The following is a 20,756-nucleotide window of genomic DNA, read 5'->3' on the forward strand; positions in this document are numbered from 1 at the left end:
GGCCCCACTTACCAGCCTCCACCCCCCGCGCCTGCGGCGCTGCCCCCGAACTCCGGGGGGCGGTAGTGCCGGCCGCTGGCCGGCATTCGATCAGCTCAGGGTGATTGCGGTTGCCGGCCAGCGGCCGGCACTACCGGGGGACGCCCAATCCCGAACCAGCCCAGCGTTACTCCGCACAGGGGGCCAATCAGCAGGGCGAAGGCGAGGGTGCCGACGCCGACATTGCCGCCGAGCCACCAGCCCAGCAGCAGCACGCTGCCCTCGATCAGGCTGCGCACCTTCCAGATCGGCCAGCCGGTGCGGGCATGCAGGCCGGTCATCAGGCCGTCGCGCGGGCCGGGCCCGAGCTTGGCGCCGATGTACAGGCCGGTGGCCAGGGCGACCAGCAGCATGCCGGCGCAGAACATCGCCAGCTGCCAGCCAAGGCCGACCGCCGGGGGAAGCAACCACAGCCCGAACTGCGCGGATGGGCCGATCAACATCACGTTGAGCACGGTGCCGACACCCGGCTTCTGTCGCAATGGCCACCACAGCAGCAGCACCAGTGCACCGATCACATTGGTGGCCAGGCCGAACGATAGCGGCGTCTGTGCGGCGATGCCCTGCGACAACACGTCCCAGGGGGCCACGCCGATCGCTGCACGGATCATCAGCGAGGCGCCGAAGCCGTACAGGAACAGGCCGATGATCAGTTGCAGCAGACGCAGGGGCAGGGCGGTGGGCATGGTGGCGCTCGGGGAGAGGGGAGGGATCTGTTTCCACCGTAATCCCGATTCAGTCACTCCCATAGATACAGATGCCGACCGATCCGCCGCTACAGGAGTCGTCGATCCTGCGTATGGGCCGTTCTGTGGAGCTGGGCCATGCTCCGGCTGCTTTGCCTGGCACCGCCAGCCGAACATGGCCCGGCACTGCACCGGCGTTCCAGCCTGGCTCAGTCGCCCCAGCCGGCCAGCGCCAGCTTGCCCACCGTGCGCCCGCTGGCCAAGCGCTGATGCGCGATGTCCAGATTCGCCGCATTGATCGCGCCCAGCGTCTCGCTGAGGGTGCCGCGCAGCTGGCCAGCGTCGATCATGCTGGCCGCGCGGCTGAGGATGCGGTGCTGTTCGATGCGGTCCGCCGTGGCGAAGCGTGAACGCGCGAACATGAACTCCCAGTGGATGCCGATGCACTTGGCCTTGTAGGGATCACCGATGCGCAGCGCGCCGCGCGGTTCGACGATGAGGCCGACATGGCCCTGTGGCGCCAGCAGCTGACCCAACGCATCCCAGTAATGGTCGGTGTCGGCCAGGTTGAGCGCGACCTGTACTGCGTCGATGCCCAATGCCTGCAGCTGGGGCAGCAGCGGCTGCCGGTGGTCGATTACATGCTGGGCACCCATCTGCCGGCACCAGTCGATCGATGATTCACGCGAGGCGGTGGCGATCACCTCGAATCCGGCATGCCGGCCCAGCTGGATCGCCATCGATCCAACACCGCCTGCTCCGCCGATCACCAGCAGGTGCTGGCCGGCATGGCGGCGATCATCCAGCTGCAATGGCATGCGCTGGAACAGCAGTTCCCATGCGGTGAGCGTGGTCAGTGGCAGTGCGGCCGCTTCGGCGAAGTCGAGCGTGGTCGGCTTGCGCGCTACCAGCCGTTCGTCCACAAGATGGAACTGCGCATTGCAGCCTGGCCGGGTGACATCACCGGCGTAGTAGACCTCGTCGCCGGACGCGAACAGGCTGGCGTCCTCGCCGATCGCTTCGACCACCCCGGCGGCGTCCCAACCGAGTACGCGGGGTGCTTCGAGCGTGGCCGGATCGGTGGCCGCCCGCTGCTTGCCGTCGACCGGGTTCACCGAGACGGCCTCGACCCGGATCAGCAGGTCGCGGCCACGCGGAGGCAGCGGCGGGGGGAGGCGGATATCGCAGAGGGCAGGGGCGGATTCACGACTCAGGGCGACAGCTTTCATCTCGGCTCCGGCTGGGTACGTGGCTCCATCATAGAGTTCCTCACGTTTCAGCAGATACGCTGAATCGGGTGGAGCAAGCTGTTGCGCAATATGTCGTATTCCGCACCTAAACCCCGTCAAACCCTTGCAGCGTGAGGGTCTTGCGGATTTTCATCATCCTGTATAGGGTTTCAACGTCGGACCGGTGGAGGGTCGGGCGCGATACTTCACATGTTACGGGACTGTTAACATGACCTTCACCCGCCTGAGCATAATGTTCGCGGCGGTGGCGTGCTGAATCGGCTGTCGAACATCGACGCACTAGTGCTGGCCCATGCCTCTACCGGTTTCATACCCCCGAAATAGGAGCTGTACTCAATGAACAAGAAGATCCTTACTGCCGCGCTGCTGGGTGGTCTGGCTTTCGCCCAGGCTGCGTCCGCGCAGGAGTTCGATGACCGCTGGTACCTGACCGGTTCGGCCGGCTTCAACTTCCAGGACAGCGACCGCCTGACCAATGACGCTCCGTTCGTCACCCTGGGCCTGGGCAAGTTCATCAGCCCGAACTGGTCGCTGGACGGTGAGCTGAACTACCAGAACCCGAACTTCGACGCCAACAAGGACATGAACTGGTCGCAGTACGGCGTCTCGCTGGACCTGCGTCGCCACTTCATCAAGGAAGGCCGCGGCTGGAACCCGTACCTGCTGGCCGGCCTGGGCTACCAGAAGTCGGAAGAAGAGTACAACCCGATCAGCGGTGGCCTGGCTGACCGCAAGGACGGCAACTTTGCCGCCAAGGTCGGCGTCGGTCTGCAGACCACCTTCGAGAAGCGCGTCGCTGTCCGTGCCGAAGTCGCCTACCGCGCTGATTTCGACGACCAGAGCGTGAACCCGAAGCGTGCCGGCAACGATGAAAGCTGGTTCGGCGACGTGCTGGCTTCGGTCGGCGTCGTGATCCCGCTGGGCCCGGCTCCGGTCGCGGCTGCTCCGGCTCCGGCTCCGGTTGCCCCGAGCTGCGCCGACCTGGATGACGACGGTGACGGCGTCAACAACTGCGACGACAAGTGCCCGAACTCGCAGCCGGGTCAGACCATCGGTCCGGACGGTTGCCCGGTGCCGGTCTCCATCGACCTGAAGGGCGTCAACTTCGACTTCGACAAGTCGAACCTGCGTCCGGACGCCGTGGCGATCCTGAGCGAAGCCACCGAGATCCTGAAGCGTTACCCGGATCTGCGCGTTGAAGTCGCCGGTCACACCGACTCGAAGGGTACCGACGCTTACAACCAGAAGCTGTCGGAGCGTCGTGCTACCGCCGTGTACAACTACCTGACCAAGAACGGCGTTGACGCCGGTCGCCTGGTCGGCCCGATCGGCTACGGCGAGAGCCGTCCGATTGCTCCGAACACCAACCCGGATGGTTCGGACAACCCGGAAGGTCGCGCCAAGAACCGTCGTACCGAGCTGAACGTCCAGAACTAAGTTCTGACGCTCTGCCAGTAGGACACAGCAGGACCCGGCTTCGGCCGGGTCTTGTTGTTTCTGCGGCCCGGCAACCGGTGCCTGCCGCTCCGGGGGGGCTAACCGTTCGTCGGGTTTTTGTCCGTAAAACCAATGGGTTGTCGTATTCATTGAAAGTGGCGCTTGAAAGCTGTCGCGGCATTGCTAAACTCGCCGCGTCACTTCCTTTCCTGGATGCCCTTCATGCTGCGCTCTGCATCGGCCGCCGTCCTGGCGCTGGCCCTGGTTCCCGCCGCCCACGCTGCGGTCGATTGCTCGGTCAACACCAGCGCCTCGCCGCTGCCGTTGCCGGCCACGACCATCGCGCCGGTGGCCGACGAGCTCTACATCCGTGGCAACCAGCTGGGCATGCCGGCCGGCGTGCTGAGCAGCAACTACGATCCGTCGCAGTCGCTGGACCAGGTGCTGCAGCGCCTGCGCATCGATGGCTGCCAGAACATCGCCAAGGCCATTCCGAGCGCACCGGCGGTGAAGCCGAACGATCCGGCGGCCTACAAGCCGCAGACCGAATTCGACAACACGCCCTGGCGCTTCGACATGAGCCAGAACGGCAAGCGCATGACCGCCGAAGAGTTCGACGCCTGGATGAAGGCGCGTGGCGTGCGTGTGGTCAAGGCGCGTCCGGCTCCGGCCGCCACTCCGGCCCCGGCCGAAGCACCGGCTGAGACCAAGCCGGTCGACAAGAAGTAAGCGCCGCGGGGAGCAGAGGCTTGCGCACGCGCCGCCCACCTGCCGCCCCCGCCGCCCGCTCCCACGCATCGCGTGGGCGTGCGACTCCCGCTGCCACAGCCGCCGGTGTCCGTCATGGCCTGGCGCGCGTGCTGTCCAAGGCCGGCGTCTGCTCGCGCAGCGAGGCCGCGCGCTGGATTGCCGAGGGCCGCGTACGCGTCTCCGGCCGCATCGTGCGGGATCCCGAGTTCCCGATTGGCCAGCCGGCGCCGCCGATCGAGGTCGATGGCCAGCCGATGGGCGCGCCGCAGCGCCTTTACCTGATGCTCAACAAGCCACGCGGGGTGGTGACCACCGCGCAGGACGAGCGTGGCCGCGACACCGTCTACCGCTGTTTCGATGGTGCAGGGCTGCCGTGGATCGCGCCGGTCGGGCGCCTGGACAAGGCCAGTGAAGGGCTGTTGCTGTTCAGCAACGATCCGCAGTGGGCCGCGCGCCTGACCGATCCGGAAACGGGTCCGCAGAAGACGTACCACGTGCAGGTCGACCGCCTGCCAGATGACGCCACGCTGGCGGCCCTGCAGGCCGGCGTGGAGGACGAGGGCGAGTTCCTCGTGGCCCAGGCCGTGCGCGTGCTGCGCAGCGGCGACAAGACCGCGTGGCTGGAGGTGGTCCTCGACGAGGGCCGCAACCGCCACATCCGCCGCCTGCTGGCGGCCTTCGACCTGCAGGTGCTGCGCCTGGTCCGGGTTGCGATCGGCGGGCTGCAGCTCGGCGATCTCGGCAAGGGTCAGTGGCGGATGCTGGAGGTCAATGACCAGCAGCGGCTGGGGGCCGCTGCACCGGGCTGATCATCGCCCGCGGCCGGCGGTTGCCGGCCACCGTTCCAGGCGTAGGGGGCGCCTGGTTGCTGAACTTCCCGAACGGAGCCTGCCCATGTACCACCCGACCCTCAACCAAACCCTGCGCTGCGCAGGTCTGCTGCTGCCGATGGTGCTGCTGACCGCCTGTGGTGGCCACAAGAAGGTGGCCAAGGCAGAAACGCCGGCCGAAACCCCGGTGGTGGAAGTGAAGACCCCGGAGCTGGATGGCCGCGGCAGCTACCGCTTCCTGATGAGCAACGGCGACAAGAAGATGACCGCCGACGAGTTCGATGCCTGGATGAAGGCCAACGGCATCCGCGTTGCCAAGGGCAACGGCCAGGACGCTGCCGCCAAGCCGGTGGTGGTGGCCAGCAAGGACGAGCCGAAGGGCAAGAAGAAAAAGAAGTGATGCCGGGAAGGTGCCGACCTCGGTCGGCACGCCCTCAAGCTCTGGTAGGTGCCGACCTTGGTCGGCACGCTTTGACCGCTGGGATCAACCCTTGATCACACCCAGCTCGACACCTATGCGGGTGAACGCATCGATCGCGCGGTCCAGGTGCTCGCGGCTGTGCGCAGCGCTGATCTGGGTGCGGATGCGCGCCTGGCCCTTGGGCACCACCGGGAAGAAGAAGCCGATCGCGTAGATGCCTTCTTCGAGCAGGCGCTCGGCGAACTTCTGCGCCAGCGGTGCGTCGTACAGCATCACCGGGCTGATCGGGTGCACGCCCGGCTTCACGTCGAAACCGGCGGCGACCATCTTTTCGCGGAAGTAGCGGGTGTTCTCCACCAGGGTGTCGCGCAGGTCGTCAGCGGCGGCCAGCATCTCGAACGCCTTGATGCCGGCGGCCACCACATGCGGCGGCAGCGAGTTGGAGAACAGGTACGGCCGCGAACGCTGGCGCAGCAGCTCGATCACCTCGGCGCTGGCGCAGGTGAAGCCGCCCAGTGCGCCGCCCATGGCTTTGCCCAGGGTGCCGGTGATGATGTCGATCTTTTCCAGCACGCCCTTCACTTCGGCCGAGCCACGGCCGGTGGCGCCGAGGAAGCCGGTAGCGTGGCATTCGTCGATGTGCACCAGCGCGTTGTACTTCTTCGCCAGCGCGGTGATCTCGTCCAGCGGGGCGATGAAGCCGTCCATCGAGAACACGCCGTCGGTGGTGATCAGCTTGGTCTTGCAGCCGGCGGCATCGGCGGCCTGCAGCTGGGCTTCCAGGTCGGCCATGTCGCAGTTGGCGTAGCGGAAGCGCTTGGCCTTGCACAGGCGCACGCCGTCGATGATCGAGGCGTGGTTCAGTGCATCGGAAATGATCGCGTCGTTCTCACCGAGCAGCGGTTCGAACAGGCCGCCGTTGGCGTCGAAACAGGCCGCGTACAGAATGGTGTCCTGCTTGCCGAAGAAGTCGGCGATCTGCTTCTCCAGCTGCTTGTGCAGGTCCTGGGTACCGCAGATGAAGCGCACCGAGGCCATGCCGAAGCCGTGGGTATCCAGCGCATCCTTGGCTGCCTGGATCAGGTCCGGATGGTCGGCCAGGCCCAGATAGTTGTTGGCACAGAAGTTCAGCACCTTGCGGCCATCCTCGAGGGTGATCTCGGCCGACTGCGGGCTGGTGATGATCCGCTCGGACTTGAACAGGCCCTGGGCGCGGATGGCGTCCAGTTCCTCGGCGTAGTGGCGGGTCAGGGCGGAGGAGGCGTCGGTCATGGCGTGGGCACGGCTCTGAACGGGGAAACCGTTGATTCTACCGGGCTACGACGGCCTTCGACCGGGCCGGGCAGGGCACCGCCACGGGTGGCACATGTTGCATCGCAATAGCAAACGGGTTAAAAATTCGTGAACCGCGCCTGTCTGGCGCCGGTTGCCCGCTCCCCCTTCCTGCCCCCGCCACCCTCGGAGACGCCCATGAAGCACGCCCGTGCCTGCCTCGCCATTGCCGCTGCCCTGACCCTGGCCACCCCGTTCGCCGCCAGCGCCCAGGAAAACGAATCGCCGTACAGCTGGAACGTCACCGCTGTTTCCGATTACCTGTTCCGTGGTGTGTCGCAGACCGACGAGGATCCGACCCTGCAGGCCGGTTTCACCTACACCAGCCCGGTTGGCCTGTACGCAGGCGTGTGGGGCTCGGGCGTGGATTTTGGTGCGGGTGACCCGAAGACCGAGGTCGACTACCTGATCGGCTACGGCGTGGACGTCACCGAGCGCGTCAACTTCGACGTGCTGCTGAACCGCTACACCTACCTGAAGTCCAGCCACCAGAACTACAACGAGCTGATCACCACCACCACGCTGGATGACACCTACAAGCTGACGGTGGCCTACACCAACGATGTCTGGAACAGCAGCACCGATGGCTGGTACTTCGGCCTGGGCGGCAGCTGGGGCCTGCCGAAGGACTTCACCCTGAATGCCAACGTCGGTCGCAGCACCTTCGAGGACGGCATCGCCAAGGACTACACCGACTGGAACGTCGGCGTCGCGCGCCAGTTCGGCCTGTTCAACGTCGGCCTGGGCTACTACGGCACCGACGGCAACGGCCGTGACAATTCCGGCAAGCTGGCCCACAGCCGGGTGATGCTGAGCGTCGCCGTCGGCAAGTAACGCCGCAGGCGTTACGGGTAGTGCCGGCCGCTGGCCGGCAACACCAAAGAAAAAGGCGCCCATCGGGCGCCTTTTTCAATTTCAAGGTGTGCCGAGCAAGCTCGGCACCCACCCATCGCGCACGGCGAAGGGTCAATTCCAGCTCAAAACAACCTTGCCGGCCTTGCCTTCTTCCATCAGGTCGAAGCCCTTCTGGAAGTCGTCGATCGGCAGCTGGTGGGTCATCACCTTGCCGAGCGGGAAGCCGGACAGCACCAGCTGGGTCATCTTGTACCAGGTCTCGTACATCTTGCGGCCGTAGATGCCCTGCACGGTCAGGCCCTTGAAGATGATCTTGTCCCAGTCGCAGCCGGCGCCCTTGGGCATGATGCCGAGCATGGCGATCTTGCCGCCGTGGTACATGCAGTCGAGCATGTCGTTGAACGCGCGCGGGTTGCCGCTCATTTCCAGGCCCACGTCGAAGCCCTCCATGTGCAGTTCCTTCATCACGTCCTTCAGCGACTGGTTGGCCACGTTGACCACGCGGGTGGCACCCATGTCGGCGGCCAGCTTCAGGCGGAAATCATTGACGTCGGTCACCACCACGTTGCGCGCACCGATGTGCTTGCAGATGCCGGCGGCGATGATGCCGATCGGGCCGGCACCGGTGATCAGCACGTCCTCGCCGATCACATTGAATTCCAGCGCACAGTGCGCGGCGTTGCCGTAGGGGTCGAAGAACGCAGCCAGCTCCGACGGGATCTGGTCCGGGATCGGCCACAGGTTGCTGGCCGGCATCACCATGTATTCGGCGAAGGCGCCGTTGACGTTGACGCCGATGCCGACGGTGTTCGGGCACAGGTGCGGGCGGCCGCCACGGCAGTTGCGGCAGTGGCCGCAGACGATGTGGCCTTCGGCCGAGACGCGCTGGCCGATTTCATAGCCGGTCACGGCCGAGCCGAGTGCGGCGACGCGACCGACGAATTCGTGGCCGATGGTCAGGCCCGGCTTGATGGTGCGCTGACTCCACTCGTCCCACAGGTAGATGTGCAGGTCGGTACCGCAGATCGCGGTCTTCTCCAGCTTGATCAGGACCTCATTCGGGCCCGGGGTCGGCACCGGAACTTCTTCCAGCCAGATGCCCTTGGCCGCTTCGCGCTTGACCAGGGCCTTCATCGTTTGCTGCGCCATCGGGGTGGAACTCATCAGGGGGAAAGCGCGGATTATAGGGTGCCGCGCGGATTTCCCATGTTGCGCTGCGGGTGCATTGGCGGAACGAAAGGCGTGCGCCGGCGGGCGTTTCGAACGTGCCGCAAACAGCAGCGCCTCCTTGATTCCGGGGGAGGGGGCGTGGTCACCCTGGCCGGGACACGCAAAAGCCCATCCATGGTGCTCGATGGCGCCATCCATGGCGCCAACGGTCCCGACCAGGGTGACCACGCCCCCTCTGGACCATTCCATGTGCGCGGCCGACGTGCGCATGGCAGCGCAAGAAGTAGGCCCATGACTTCCGGGGTTCGGGGCGGGGCAGGGCGGCGGGCTACAATCGAGGGTTCCACTACCAGGGGCCGCTCCATGCGCTCGAACCTGCTTGCATTCTCCATCGTCGCCAGCCTCGGGCTGGCCCAGGTCGCCCATGCCGCTGAAGGCATGTGGGTGCCGCAGCAGCTGCCGGAAATCGCCGGCCCGCTGCAGAAGGCCGGCCTGAAGCTGTCCCCGGAACAGCTGTCCAACCTGACCGGCGACCCGATGGGCGCGGTCGTCGCCCTCGGCGGCTGCACCGCCAGCTTCGTCTCGCCGCAGGGCCTGGTGGTCACCAACCACCACTGCGCTTATGGCGCCATCCAGCTGAATTCGACCGCGCAGAAGAACCTGATCAAGGACGGCTTCAACGCGCCGACCCTGAAGGACGAACTGAGCGCCGGCCCGAACGCCCGCGTGTTCGTGCTCGACCAGATCACCGACGTCACCACCCAGGCCAAGGCCGCCATCGCTGCCGCCGGCAACGACCCGCTGGCCCGCAGCCGTGCGCTGGACGCCTTCGACAAGGCCCAGGTCGCCGCCTGTGAAGCCGATGCCGGCTTCCGCTGCCGCCTGTACAGCTTCTCCGGCGGCAACACCTACCGCCTGTTCCGCAACATGGAAATCAAGGACGTGCGCCTGGTCTACGCGCCCCCGGGCAGCGTCGGCAAGTTCGGCGGCGACGTCGACAACTGGATGTGGCCGCGCCACACCGGCGATTTCTCGTTCTACCGCGCCTACGTCGGCAAGGACGGCAAGCCGGCCGCCTTCGCCGCCGACAACGTGCCGTACCAGCCCAAGCACTTCCTGAAGTTCGCCGACCAGCCGCTGGGTGCCGACGACTTCGTGATGGTGGCGGGCTACCCGGGCCGCACCAACCGCTATGCCCTGGCCGGTGAATTCAACGAAACCGCCAGCTTCACCTACCCGACCATCGCCAAGCACTACAACGCCGTGCTGAAGATGATCGCCGACGCCGGCAAGGCCGACGCCGACGTCAAGGTGAAGTACGCCGCCACCGCCGCCAGCATGAACAACGTGGCCAAGAACTACCTGGGCCAGCTGGAAGGCTTCAAGCGCATCGACGCCGCGGGCCAGAAGCAGGCTGAAGAAGCCGCCGTGCTGGCGTGGCTGAAGAAGCAGGGCGCTGCCGGCAAGCCGGCCCTGGCGGCACACGCGCAGCTGCTCAAGCATCTGGATACCAGCAAGTCGACCCGCGAACGCGACCTGTTCGTCGGTCAGTTCAACAACACCTCGGCCGTTGGCGCGGCGATCACCCTGTACCGCCTGTCGATCGAGCGCAGCAAGCCGGATGCCGAACGCGAAGCCGGTTACCAGGAACGCGACCTGACCACCATCGAAGGTGGCCTGAAGCAGATGGACCGTCGCTACGTGGCGAAGATGGACCAGCAGCTGCAGGCCTACTGGCTGGAGCAGTACGTGGCCCTGCCGGCCGCACAGCGCGACAACGAAGTGCTGAACAAGTGGCTGGCCGGCAGCGATGCCGCTGCGGTGAAATCGCTGGTGGGCAAGCTGTCGGGCACCGAGCTGGGCAGCCTGGATGCACGCCTGAAATGGTTCAAGGCCGACCGCGCCGCGTTTGAGGCCAGCAACGATCCGGCCATCCAGTACGCCGTGGCCGTCATGCCGGCACTGCTGAAGCAGGAAGAGCAGAAGAAGATCCGCGAAGGCGAATCGCTGACCGCGCGCCCGCTGTACCTGCAGGCCGTGGCCGACTACAAGAAGAGCCAGGGTGAGTTCGTCTACCCGGACGCCAACCTGTCGCTGCGCATCACCTTCGGCAACGTCATGGGCTATGGCAAGGACGGCGTGAAGTACACCCCGTTCACCACCCTGGAAGGCGTGGCGGCGAAGGAAACCGGTGAGGATCCGTTCGATTCGCCGAAGGCGCTGCTCGATGCGGTCAAGGCCAAGCGTTATGGCGGCCTGGAAGACAAGCGCATTGGTTCGGTGCCGGTGAACTTCCTGTCCAACCTGGACATCACCGGTGGCAACTCGGGTTCGCCGGTGCTGGACGCCAACGGCAAGCTGGTCGGCCTGGCCTTCGATGGCAACTGGGAATCGGTCAGCTCCAACTGGGTGTTCGACCCGGTGATGACCCGCATGATCGCCGTCGACAGCCGCTACATGCAGTGGATCATGCAGGAAGTGGCGCCGGCGCCGCAGCTGCTGAAGGAACTGAACCTGGCGAAGTGAGGTAGTGCCGGCCGCTGGCCGGCAACCTCGACCAGACAGCCGGAGTTTCCGAAACCCCGCGACCCACGTCGCGGGGTTTTTTCATGCCCGGCCCGGTGCGCCGAACAGGTATCATCCCTGTTCCGCGTACTTCACAGGATGTGAACGAAACGCGGAAACCTCCTCCCCCCAGGACCCCTTGCACGCATGCGCATCCTGCTTGCCCGCCACGGCGAAACGCCGTGGAACGCCGAAGGCCGCTACCAGGGCCAGATCGATATTCCGCTTTCGCCGATCGGTGAAGCCCAGGCCCAGGCACTGGGTGCCCGCCTGGCCTCGGTGGACATCACCCGTGCCGTCGCCTCGCCGCTGTCGCGCGCGCAGCGCACCGCGCAGCTGGCGCTTGGCGCCGCCCGCGCCGACATGCTGCTGACCGAGCCCGAGCTGCAGGAAATCGCCCACGGTGAATGGGAAGGGTTGCTGGCGAGCGAGATCCACGAGAAGGATCCGTCGCGCCTGCAGGCCTGGCGCGAGGAGCCGGATACGGTGTTGATGCCCGGCGGCGAATCGCTGCGCCTGGTGCTGGAGCGCAGCTGGCGTGGGCTGGCGCGTGCCACCGAAGGCCTCGGCGAGCACGACACTCTGCTGGTGGTTGCGCACGATGCGGTCAACCGCGTGATCCTGTGCAAGGTGCTGGGCCTGCCGCTTCCCCGCCTGTGGACCTTCCGCCAGGCACCGACCACGCTCAACCTGCTCGAAGGCGCCGACCTGGACAGCCTGGAAGTGGTGCGCCTGAACGACTGCGCCCACCACACGCCGTTCTTCGGCGAAGCCAAGCACCGCGCCCTCTGATCCATCCCCCGCATCAACTGCTTCTGCTGGAACCGCTGCCGTGACGAACACCCCGACCACCCTGGCCGACTGGCTGGACTACATTGAACGCCAGCACCCGGCGAGCATCGACATGGGCCTGGAGCGCGTGCGCGCCGTGGCCGCGGCGATGGGCCTGGGCGCGCCGGCCAAGCGCACCATCGTGGTCGGTGGCACCAACGGCAAGGGCTCAACCGTGGCCTTCATCGAAGCCATTGCACGCGCCGCCGGCTGGAAGGTCGGTGCCTACACCTCGCCGCACCTGCTGCGCTACAACGAGCGCGTGCGCATCGACGGCCAGGACGTGGACGATGCCGCGCTGGTCGCCGCGTTCAATACCATCGAAGCCGTGCGTGGCGAGATCACGCTGACCTATTTCGAGTACGGCACGCTGGCCGCGCTGCAGCTGTTCGCCGACGCCGGGCTGGACCTGGCGGTACTGGAAGTGGGCCTGGGCGGCCGCCTCGATGCGGTCAACATCGTGGACGCCGACGTGGCGGTGATCACTACCGTGGACATCGACCATGCCGAGTGGCTGGGCGAGGATCGCGAGGCGATCGGGACCGAGAAGGCCGGCATCATCCGCGGCTGGAAGCCGGTGATCCTGGGCGAGACCGATCCGCCGTCGAGCGTGCTGCGCCGTGCCTACCTGGTTGGCGCCAATGCGATCCGTGGTGGCAGCGACTATTTCTACGAGCCGATCGATGCGCAGCGTTGGCGCTGGCGCGATGTCGGCCTGCGCATGGAACTGCCGACCCCGGCGCTGGCCGGCCCGATCCAGCTGGCCAATGCGGGTGCCGCCATCGCCGCGCTGCGCGCGCTGGACAAGCCGGTGCCGCGTGCGGCGTGGGCCGCCGGTGTCGCAGCGGCACGCATTTCCGGCCGGCTGCAGGCATTCGAGCGCGATGGCGTGCAAATCCGCGTCGACGTCGGCCACAACCCGCAGGCGGCGGGCCAGCTGGCGCGTGCGCTGAAGGCCGAGGTCTCGGCCGGGCGCACCCTGGCGGTGTACGCCGCGCTGCAGGACAAGGACGCAGCGGGGGTGGTGCAGGCGCTGGAGGACGTGGTGGGCGAGTGGACCCTGGCCGGGCTGGAAGGCCCGCGCGGGCAGAGCGCCGCCCAGCTGCAGGCACGCCTGGCCGGCACCGCCGCCGCCACGGCGCTGCTGGCTGACAGCGTCGAACAGGCACTGGCGCAGGTGCTGGCCCAGGCCGAGCGCGGTGACCGCGTGCTGGTGTTCGGCTCCTTCCATACCGCTGCCGCCGCCCTGCAATGGCTGCAGGGCGATGCCTGATACGCGTTCAGCCAACGCCGACGCCGTCCGGTCCGGCACCCGTATAATCGATGCCAATCTCCGGACAGTTGCCTGCCTCACGTGGATACGCCTCTGAAACAGCGTCTGATTGGTGCCATCGTGCTGGTGGCACTGGCCGTGATTTTCCTGCCGATGCTGGTCAAGGGACCCGCACCGGACAGCGGCGTGGCCAATGTGCCGATCGCCGCGCCGGATGCCCCGGCCGATGGCCAGTTCGAAACCCGTGAGCTGCCCCTGGTCGCCCCGGCCGGTGGTGCCACCGGCCTGCAGACCGGGCAGGCCAAGCCGCTGCAGGACGCCGCCACGCCGGCCACTCCGCCGACCGTGGACACCTCGCCGACGGTCGCCGCCGGCAACTATGCGGTCACCTTCGGTGCCTACGGCAGCAAGGCCGACGCCGACGCGGTGATCGCCTACCTGAAGCGCTCGCAGCTGCCGGGCTTCGCCGAAACGGCGACCATCAACGGACGCCAGGCGTGGCGCGTGCGCGTGGGGCCGTACGCCGACCGTGCACAGGCCGAGGCCGCCCGCCTGCAGGCGGTGAAGATCCGTGCCGATGTGAAGGCCGAAGTGATCACCCTGGATGCCGCAGCGGACAGCAGCGCCCCGGTGGCAGCCACCCCGGCACCGGCTACGCCGAGCGCCAGTACCCCATCCGCCGCCACCGCGCCGTCGGCCAGCAGCAACCCGGTGCGCAGTGAAAGCCTGCCGCCGAGTACGCCGACTGCAACGACCACTCCGGCGGCCAAGCCCGAGCCGCCGAAGCCGGCGCCGAAGCCCGAAACCCCGAAGCCCGAGCCGAAGCCGGAGGCCACCGCCAGCAAGCCGGCAACGGCCCCGGCCACGCCGGCAGCACCGGCCGCCAGCGGCGTCGGCTTTGCCGTGCAGCTGGGCGCGTTCGGCCAGGCCAACGATGCCAACGCCCTGCGCGACAAGGTCCGCGCCGCCGGCTTCAGTGCTTTTGTCGAGCAGGTGCGCACCGAAAAGGGCACCCTGCATCGCGTCCGCGTCGGGCCGGTGGCCAACCGTGGCGATGCCGAGCAGCTGAAGGCGCAGGTTGCCGCCAAGGTCGGCGTGGCCGGCATGGTCCGACCGCACCCATGACCCACGCGCAGCCTCGTTGCCAGCGCCGCCGAAGGAGCGGGGCGCCATGATCGACGTGGTGCTGCTGATCGTGATCGCCGCCTCCACCCTGCTGGGGATGCTGCGCGGCTTCGTGGGAATCGTCATCGGCACCCTGTCGTGGCTGCTGGCCGCGTGGGCGGCCTTCGCCTTCGGCAATGACGCCGCCCATTGGTGGGCCGCCCCGGCGGCCCCCGGTGGCGAACACTTCGTCGGTGGCTACCTGGGGGTCGGCATCGGCGTGATGATCGTGGTTGCGGTGATCGGCATGGTCATCAAGGCTCTGGTCCACCGCAGCATGCTGACCAGCCTGGACCGCCTGCTGGGCGGGGTGCTGGGCGCCGTGCGGGGCGGCCTGATCGCCGCGATCCTGCTGCTGCTGGGCAGTTTCACCCCGCTGACCGCCGAGCCCTCTTGGCAGCGCTCGGCGGTGCGGCCACTGCTGAACCCCACCGTTGCCTGGATGAACAGCAAGCTGCCGCACTGGGAGGTTCCCGGGGCCGATCTGCTGCCCAAGGCCTTGCCGACCGACGCGCTGTCCCCATCTGCATTGATGGAGTTGGGCAAGAACGCAGGCGCCGGGTTGGGAAAGCCGGGCGCGGCAGGCGATAATGGCATCCTCAACCAGGTAGTGGCAGGCAGCGGATGGCTGCGGCCTGCGAAAGCGGAACAGGGCGATTCCTACGATCCGGCCGAAGTGCGTCCGGACGCCCCAGCACTGCCGGACAGTATCGAGCCGGGCGATCCGGCCAATGTCGACCGCAGGCGCGGCGACCACCGCGGCCAGGTACGGCCACCTTCCTTGTAACTGGGCACAGCCCAGCGGAGACCTCGCACCATGTGTGGCATCGTCGGAATCGTCGGCAACCAGAACGTCGCCGGGCAGTTGTATGACGGCTTGACCGTCCTCCAGCACCGTGGCCAGGACGCGGCGGGCATCGCCACCGCCAACGGCAGCCGCCTGCGCGTGCAGAAGGCCACCGGCCTGGTCCGCGATGTGTTCGATGCCCGCACCATGTCCACCCTGGAAGGCAGCGTCGGCATCGCCCACGTGCGTTACCCGACTGCCGGTTCGGAAGGCATGGACGAGGCGCAGCCGTTCTACGTCAATTCGCCGTACGGCATCGCGCTGGCCCACAACGGCAACCTGATCAATACCGAGGCGCTGCGCCAGCAGGTGTTCGAACAGGACCGCCGCAACGTCAACACCGATTCGGACAGCGAAGTGCTGCTGAACGTGTTCGCCTACGAACTGGAACAGCAGCGCCAGCTGAGCCCGGAAGCCGCGATCCGCGCGGTGGCTGGCGTGCACCGCCGCTGCAAGGGTGGCTATGCAGTGGTCAGCGTGGTGCTGGGCCTGGGCCTGGTCGCCTTCCGCGACCCGCATGGCATCCGTCCGCTGGTGCTGGGCAAGCGCAGCCATGCCGAGGGCGACGAGTACATCGTGGCGTCCGAGTCGGCCGCGCTGGACGTGCTGGGCTTCCAGCGCGTGCGCGATGTGCAGCCGGGCGAAGCGCTGGTGATCACCGCGCGTGGCGAGCTGTTTTCGGAGATCTGCGCCGAGCCGGCCGAGCACACCCCGTGCATCTTCGAATACGTGTATTTCGCACGCCCGGATTCGATGATCGACAACGTGTCGGTGCACAAGGCGCGCATGCGCATGGGCATCAAGCTGGGCGAGAAGATCCTGCGCCTGCGCCCGGACCACGACATCGACACCATCATCCCGATCCCGGATACCTCGCGCGACGCTGCGCTTGAGATCTCCAACGTGCTCGGCGTGAAGTACCGCGAAGGCTTCATCAAGAACCGCTACATCGGCCGTACCTTCATCATGCCGGGGCAGGGCGAACGCGTGAAGTCGGTGCGTCGCAAGCTCAACCCGATCCACCTGGAGTTCCGCAACCGCGTGGTGCTGCTGGTGGACGATTCGATCGTGCGTGGCACCACCAGCCAGCAGATCGTGCAGATGGCCCGTGACGCGGGCGCGCGCAAGGTCTACCTGGCCAGCGCCGCGCCGCCGGTGCGCTACCCGAACATCTACGGCATCGACATGCCGGCGGCCGAGGAACTGGTCGCGCACAACCGCACCGTGGAAGAGATCGAAGCCCACCTGGGCTGCGACTGGCTGATCTACCAGGACCTGGAAGACATGGAAGCGGCAGTGAGCGAGGGCAATCCGGCGCTGCGCAACTTCGATTCGTCCTGCTTCAACGGCCACTACCCGACCGGCATTGAACCGGGCTACTTCGAGCGCATCCAGCAGCTGCGGTCGGACGACGCCAAGCACAAGCGCCGCGCCTGAGGACCAGGCGTGGTTGACGTGCCCGACGTTGCTGGCGACCTGCTGCGCGCAGCGCAGCAGTGCCTGGCCGAAGCCGACCCGCTGCGCAAGGTGGCGCTGACCCAGGCCTACGCCGCTGCGTTCCGCGCCGGCCGCCTGAAGGTGGCTGCCGACGCGCCACCGCCAAAGCCGATCCGCATGCCGGGCCGGCCGGCGCAGCTGGCGCTGGTGCACCCGCGCGAAGTGCCGCGGCGCGGACTGGGCGGTGTGGAAGGACGGGCTGCCTTCATCCACGCCATCGCGCATATCGAACTCAACGCGATCGACCTGGCCTGGGACGCGGTGTACCGCTTCCGCGACCTGCCGCCGGCGTTCCATGCCGACTGGGTCAGCTGTGCCGACGACGAATCGCGGCACTTCATGCTGCTGCGGGAGCGCCTGCAGGTGCATGGCCACGACTACGCCGACTTCCCCGCGCACAACGGCCTGTGGGAAATGTGCGAAAAGACCGCGCACGATGGCCTGGCACGCATGGCGCTGGTGCCGCGCGTGCTGGAAGCGCGCGGCCTGGACGTGACGCCCGGCATGATCGGGAAACTGCGCAATGTCGGCGATGGCGAGACCGCAGATGTGCTGGAAGTGATCCTGCGCGAGGAAGTGGCACATGTGGCTGCCGGTTCGCGCTGGTACCGCTGGTACTGCGACCGCGCCGGCGTCGAACCGCGTGCACGTTTCAAGGAACTGCTGGTGGAGTACGCCGGCGGCTACCTGCACGGACCGTTCAACATGGAAGCGCGCCTGCTGGCCGGTTTCGATGCGGATGAGCTCGCCAACCTGGTCGAACAGGCCGGTTGAAGAAAAGGGGACGGAGGGGATTAAGTCGTTTGTGGCACAAACGACTTAATCCCCTCCGTCCCCTTTTTTCAGGCGTTCGGCAATACCACGCGCTTGCCATCCACCGTCGGCCGGTTGATGTAGAACAGGCCGGGACCCGGCCGGTAGGGTAGTTCGCTGACGCCGGCATCGGCGGCGTAGGTCAGTGCGGTGTCGCCCAGTGCATCGAAGTTCCAGTGCGCCGACTGCATCAGGTAACGCCGGCGCAGCAGCGCCTCCTGTGTCTGCGTCAGCGGCTGTCCGGCCACCAGGCGCCGTGCGATCGGCTGCAGGGCGGACGGCAGCTCCCAGCCAGGAACCTCGGCGGCATTGGCGGTCCATTGCACGCCGGCGTCGATGGCCTGCTGCTGCATCACCTGCAGTGCGATCAGCTGGTAACGCCAGTCGATGCGCCGACGCAGCACCACCGCGGCGGTCACATACAGCACCGGTGACAACAGCACGCTGCGGCTGCCGGCGCGACGCTGCTGCTGCCACTGGTGCCAGACATCCACCCAGACCTCCTTCTCACCCACGCCCAGCTGCTGGCGCCAGCGTTCGGCATCGGCCTGCGTTTCAGCGTAGACCGTGGTGGCCCGCAGCAACGCCAGTGGAGGGACCTGGTAGTCGGCAACCGCGGGGCGGCGCAACTGTTGCCGGCGCGGGCGGCTGAGCAGCTTGGGACCTTCTTCCAGCTGGTTGTAGCCACCGCCGATATTGGCGTGTACGCCGGGTAGGGCGATCTCGGCAAACGGCGGTGCCACGCTGGTCAACGGATAGTGCTGGCGATGTTCATCGCGTGCAGTGAGCTGCACGACGCGACCGGCGATGCCGCTGTGCAGGGCCAGCTGCGGCCGCTCATCGGCGCGGCCGCCATTGACTGCGACAACGGTGTCGAACAGCCCGATGAAGCGCAGCACCGGCGTGGCCGGGGCGAAGTTCGCAGTGCAGGACAGGCCGGCGGCCTGCAGCAGCTGGCGCCAGCGCACGCTGTCCCAGCCCTGCAGTTGGTTGGCGATGTCACGTGCGGCAGCAGCACCGCGTGAATAACCGAACAGGTCCAGCTGCACGCCATGCAGCGGTCGCTGCCAGCGTGCGGATAGTCCCGACAGTGCGGCCGGCAGCAGCACCTGCAGCGCGCGCTGCACTTTCGCGCGAACGCCACTGGCACCGATGCCGAAGGCCAGCCCGATCAGATCGTCGTCGGCATCATCGCGGGTACCCACGCCTTCGACATAGATCGACAGCGAGGGAGCGGCCATCGCATCACGGCGGCTGTCCGGATACAGCTGCTGCAGGCGCGCGATGTTGGTCAGGCCGTTGTCGTAGCTGCTGGTCAGCCGGCTCTGGTAGGTCGAATCATCGTCCGCGCGCAGCTGCGCCGGTCGAGGCTGCGGAACCTGCGGACGGCCGCGCGCCAGGTTGTGTGCGTTGTTGCGGGTGCCGTCGAAGAACAGGCCGATCCGCAGCAAGCCGACATCTTCGTCCGTGTCCTTCGCTGGTGCCATGTGCATTCCCCGTCGTGGCCGCGTCACGGTAGCGCGAAAGCGGTGTATTGGCGAAGTGTAGTGACGCTTTTGACCTTACTTAACGCAGATGCGGTCGATCACAGTTCCTGATTTTCATTTCCATCTTCTATTGAATTCACACGACCCGCGCAGGCCATATGGCCAAACCCGGCAAACCCGGGCGTGCTGCATCAACGCTGTTCACATCATTCAAGGAGCGACGCAATGTTGTCCAGATCGATTGGCAAAGCGGCAGGTGGCCTGGTGTTGGGTTTGTCGGTGGCGGCAGCCGCGCACGCGGCACCGTTGTTCGAACCGGTGACGGTCATCAGCCGGGCATCGGCCAACAGCGAGCCTGCACTCGGCAAGCTGCTGGCCACCCCGTCCACGGCGACGGTGCAGGAAGTGCGTGTCGACGCGGCGGCTACGGCGCAGCCGCAGCTGGAATTCGAGCTGCTCGGCAAACGGGTGCAGGCGGTGCGCAGCAAGGTCGAGGCGCTGCCCGATGGTGGCAGCATCTGGTACGGCCAGTTCCGTTCGCCGTCCGACCGGTTGACCGCCGCCACCTCCAGCGGCCAGGATGATCCGGGCAATTCGTTGATCCTGGTACGTTCGGGCGACACCATCACCGGTTCGATCCGCAAGGACGGCAAGCTTTATCGCCTGCGTCCACTGGGTAACCGCCACGTGCTGGTCGAGGTCGACGAATCGAGGATGCCAGCCGATCATCCGGCTGACTACAACCAGCTGCCGAAGATCCCGATGGCCGACAACGACCACATCGGCATCGCGCAGGCCTCTTCGGGAACGCCGGCGACCATCCGCGTGCTGGTGGTGGCAACCAATGCGGCGGTCACTGCCTATGGCGGCAACATGCAGTCGCTGGTGCAGCTGGCGGTGGCCGAGTCCAACCAGGGTTACGTCAACAGCAACGTCGGCCTGACGCTGCAACTGGCCGGTTACGAGACCACCAACTACAGCGAGTCCGGTAACTTCACCACCGACCTGTCACGTTTCCGTGGTACCAGCGACGGCTACATGGACAGCATCCACACCAGCCGCAACACCACCGCGGCCGACGTCGGCGTGCTGCTCATCAACAACAGTGCCTACTGCGGCCTGGCCTCGGGCATCGGCTCGACCGCGTCGACCGCTTTCGCGGCGGTGTACTGGGATTGCGCGACCGGCTACTACTCCTTCGCACACGAGATCGGCCACCTGCAGAGCGCGCGGCATGATATCGCGACCGACTCGAGCACCTCGCCGTACGCCTATGGCCATGGCTATCGCTATGAACCGTCCACCGGCACCGGCTGGCGCACGATCATGGCCTACAACTGCACCCGCAGCTGCCCGCGCCTGAACTACTGGTCGAACCCGAACATCAGCTACAACGGCATCCCGATGGGCAATGCCAGTACCGCCGACAACCAGCGCGTGCTGGTCAATACCAAGGCCACCATCGCGGCCTTCCGCTGAGGCCAGGCGCCGACCAGGGGCGGCGTCTAC

General features: G+C 66.8%; 18 protein-coding genes. 13 read left to right on the top strand and 5 right to left on the bottom strand.

What is annotated here, in order from left to right; translation table 11 throughout:
* Window positions 1-95 precede the first annotated feature (95 nt).
* Window positions 96-725: a membrane protein YczE gene (yczE, locus tag AC5P9F_RS18905; protein WP_005408232.1), complete on the bottom strand. Its 630-nt coding sequence runs from the start codon at window positions 723-725 to the stop codon at window positions 96-98.
* A gap of 209 nt (window positions 726-934) precedes the next feature.
* A complete protein-coding gene (locus tag AC5P9F_RS18910) occupies window positions 935-1,954 on the bottom strand; it encodes a zinc-binding alcohol dehydrogenase family protein (protein WP_060380688.1) in 1,020 nt (339 codons plus the stop codon).
* Window positions 1,955-2,311: 357 nt separating this feature from the next.
* On the opposite strand from AC5P9F_RS18910, the gene AC5P9F_RS18915 reads away from it, so the two are divergent.
* From AC5P9F_RS18915 to AC5P9F_RS18930, 4 genes are all read left to right on the top strand, one after another.
* A complete protein-coding gene (locus AC5P9F_RS18915; RefSeq protein ID WP_005408234.1) occupies window positions 2,312-3,412 on the top strand; it encodes an OmpA family protein in 1,101 nt (366 codons plus the stop codon).
* A gap of 222 nt (window positions 3,413-3,634) precedes the next feature.
* Window positions 3,635-4,141 (top strand): hypothetical protein, encoded by a 507-nt coding sequence (locus AC5P9F_RS18920; RefSeq protein WP_005408235.1) that lies wholly within the window; start codon window positions 3,635-3,637, stop codon window positions 4,139-4,141.
* Window positions 4,142-4,161: 20 nt separating this feature from the next.
* Window positions 4,162-4,971, top strand: coding sequence for a pseudouridine synthase (locus tag AC5P9F_RS18925; RefSeq protein ID WP_049418998.1), 810 nt, complete (start codon window positions 4,162-4,164; stop codon window positions 4,969-4,971).
* 85 nt (window positions 4,972-5,056) lie between these two features.
* Window positions 5,057-5,392 (top strand): hypothetical protein, encoded by a 336-nt coding sequence (locus tag AC5P9F_RS18930; RefSeq protein WP_005412356.1) that lies wholly within the window; start codon window positions 5,057-5,059, stop codon window positions 5,390-5,392.
* 84 nt (window positions 5,393-5,476) lie between these two features.
* Here AC5P9F_RS18930 and kbl read toward each other — a convergent pair whose 3' ends face one another.
* A complete protein-coding gene (gene kbl, locus AC5P9F_RS18935) occupies window positions 5,477-6,685 on the bottom strand; it encodes a glycine C-acetyltransferase (RefSeq protein WP_005408238.1) in 1,209 nt (402 codons plus the stop codon).
* Between the two features lie 198 nt (window positions 6,686-6,883).
* Here kbl and AC5P9F_RS18940 point away from each other — a divergent pair, with 198 nt between their 5' ends.
* Window positions 6,884-7,579, top strand: coding sequence for a TorF family putative porin (locus AC5P9F_RS18940; protein ID WP_060379944.1), 696 nt, complete (start codon window positions 6,884-6,886; stop codon window positions 7,577-7,579).
* 132 nt (window positions 7,580-7,711) lie between these two features.
* On the opposite strand, the gene tdh is transcribed toward AC5P9F_RS18940, so the two are convergent.
* Complete coding sequence (tdh, locus tag AC5P9F_RS18945) at window positions 7,712-8,734, bottom strand: L-threonine 3-dehydrogenase (protein WP_010483949.1); 1,023 nt, start codon at window positions 8,732-8,734, stop codon at window positions 7,712-7,714.
* 399 nt (window positions 8,735-9,133) lie between these two features.
* On the opposite strand from tdh, the gene AC5P9F_RS18950 reads away from it, so the two are divergent.
* The 7 genes from AC5P9F_RS18950 to AC5P9F_RS18980 all read left to right on the top strand — a co-directional run bounded on the left by AC5P9F_RS18950 (window position 9,134) and on the right by AC5P9F_RS18980 (window position 17,721).
* Window positions 9,134-11,296, top strand: coding sequence for a S46 family peptidase (locus AC5P9F_RS18950; protein WP_100438899.1), 2,163 nt, complete (start codon window positions 9,134-9,136; stop codon window positions 11,294-11,296).
* A 186-nt stretch (window positions 11,297-11,482) separates the two neighbouring features.
* The gene (locus tag AC5P9F_RS18955; RefSeq protein ID WP_274850075.1) at window positions 11,483-12,127 is read left to right on the top strand and encodes a histidine phosphatase family protein; all 645 of its coding nucleotides are present in this window, start codon (window positions 11,483-11,485) and stop codon (window positions 12,125-12,127) included.
* 40 nt (window positions 12,128-12,167) lie between these two features.
* A complete protein-coding gene (gene folC / locus AC5P9F_RS18960) occupies window positions 12,168-13,439 on the top strand; it encodes a bifunctional tetrahydrofolate synthase/dihydrofolate synthase (RefSeq protein WP_059033280.1) in 1,272 nt (423 codons plus the stop codon).
* A gap of 81 nt (window positions 13,440-13,520) precedes the next feature.
* Entirely contained in the window at window positions 13,521-14,564 is a 1,044-nt protein-coding gene (locus tag AC5P9F_RS18965; protein WP_005408244.1) for an SPOR domain-containing protein, read from the top strand.
* Between the two features lie 46 nt (window positions 14,565-14,610).
* Window positions 14,611-15,390 carry a CvpA family protein gene (locus AC5P9F_RS18970; protein ID WP_012479253.1) on the top strand — a complete coding sequence of 260 codons (780 nt, stop codon included), beginning with the start codon at window positions 14,611-14,613 and terminating at the stop codon, window positions 15,388-15,390.
* 30 nt (window positions 15,391-15,420) lie between these two features.
* Window positions 15,421-16,887: an amidophosphoribosyltransferase gene (gene purF, locus AC5P9F_RS18975; protein WP_005408246.1), complete on the top strand. Its 1,467-nt coding sequence runs from the start codon at window positions 15,421-15,423 to the stop codon at window positions 16,885-16,887.
* Between the two features lie 9 nt (window positions 16,888-16,896).
* Complete coding sequence (locus tag AC5P9F_RS18980) at window positions 16,897-17,721, top strand: ferritin-like domain-containing protein (RefSeq protein WP_062607711.1); 825 nt, start codon at window positions 16,897-16,899, stop codon at window positions 17,719-17,721.
* 68 nt (window positions 17,722-17,789) lie between these two features.
* Here the strand turns inward: AC5P9F_RS18980 and AC5P9F_RS18985 are convergent, their stop codons facing one another.
* A complete protein-coding gene (locus AC5P9F_RS18985; protein WP_060380638.1) occupies window positions 17,790-19,247 on the bottom strand; it encodes a T6SS phospholipase effector Tle1-like catalytic domain-containing protein in 1,458 nt (485 codons plus the stop codon).
* A 225-nt stretch (window positions 19,248-19,472) separates the two neighbouring features.
* On the opposite strand from AC5P9F_RS18985, the gene AC5P9F_RS18990 reads away from it, so the two are divergent.
* Window positions 19,473-20,726 (top strand): zinc-dependent metalloprotease, encoded by a 1,254-nt coding sequence (locus AC5P9F_RS18990; RefSeq protein WP_043033738.1) that lies wholly within the window; start codon window positions 19,473-19,475, stop codon window positions 20,724-20,726.
* Window positions 20,727-20,756 lie beyond the last annotated feature (30 nt).

The organism is Stenotrophomonas sp. YJH_SMC_4 (genome assembly GCF_059371575.1).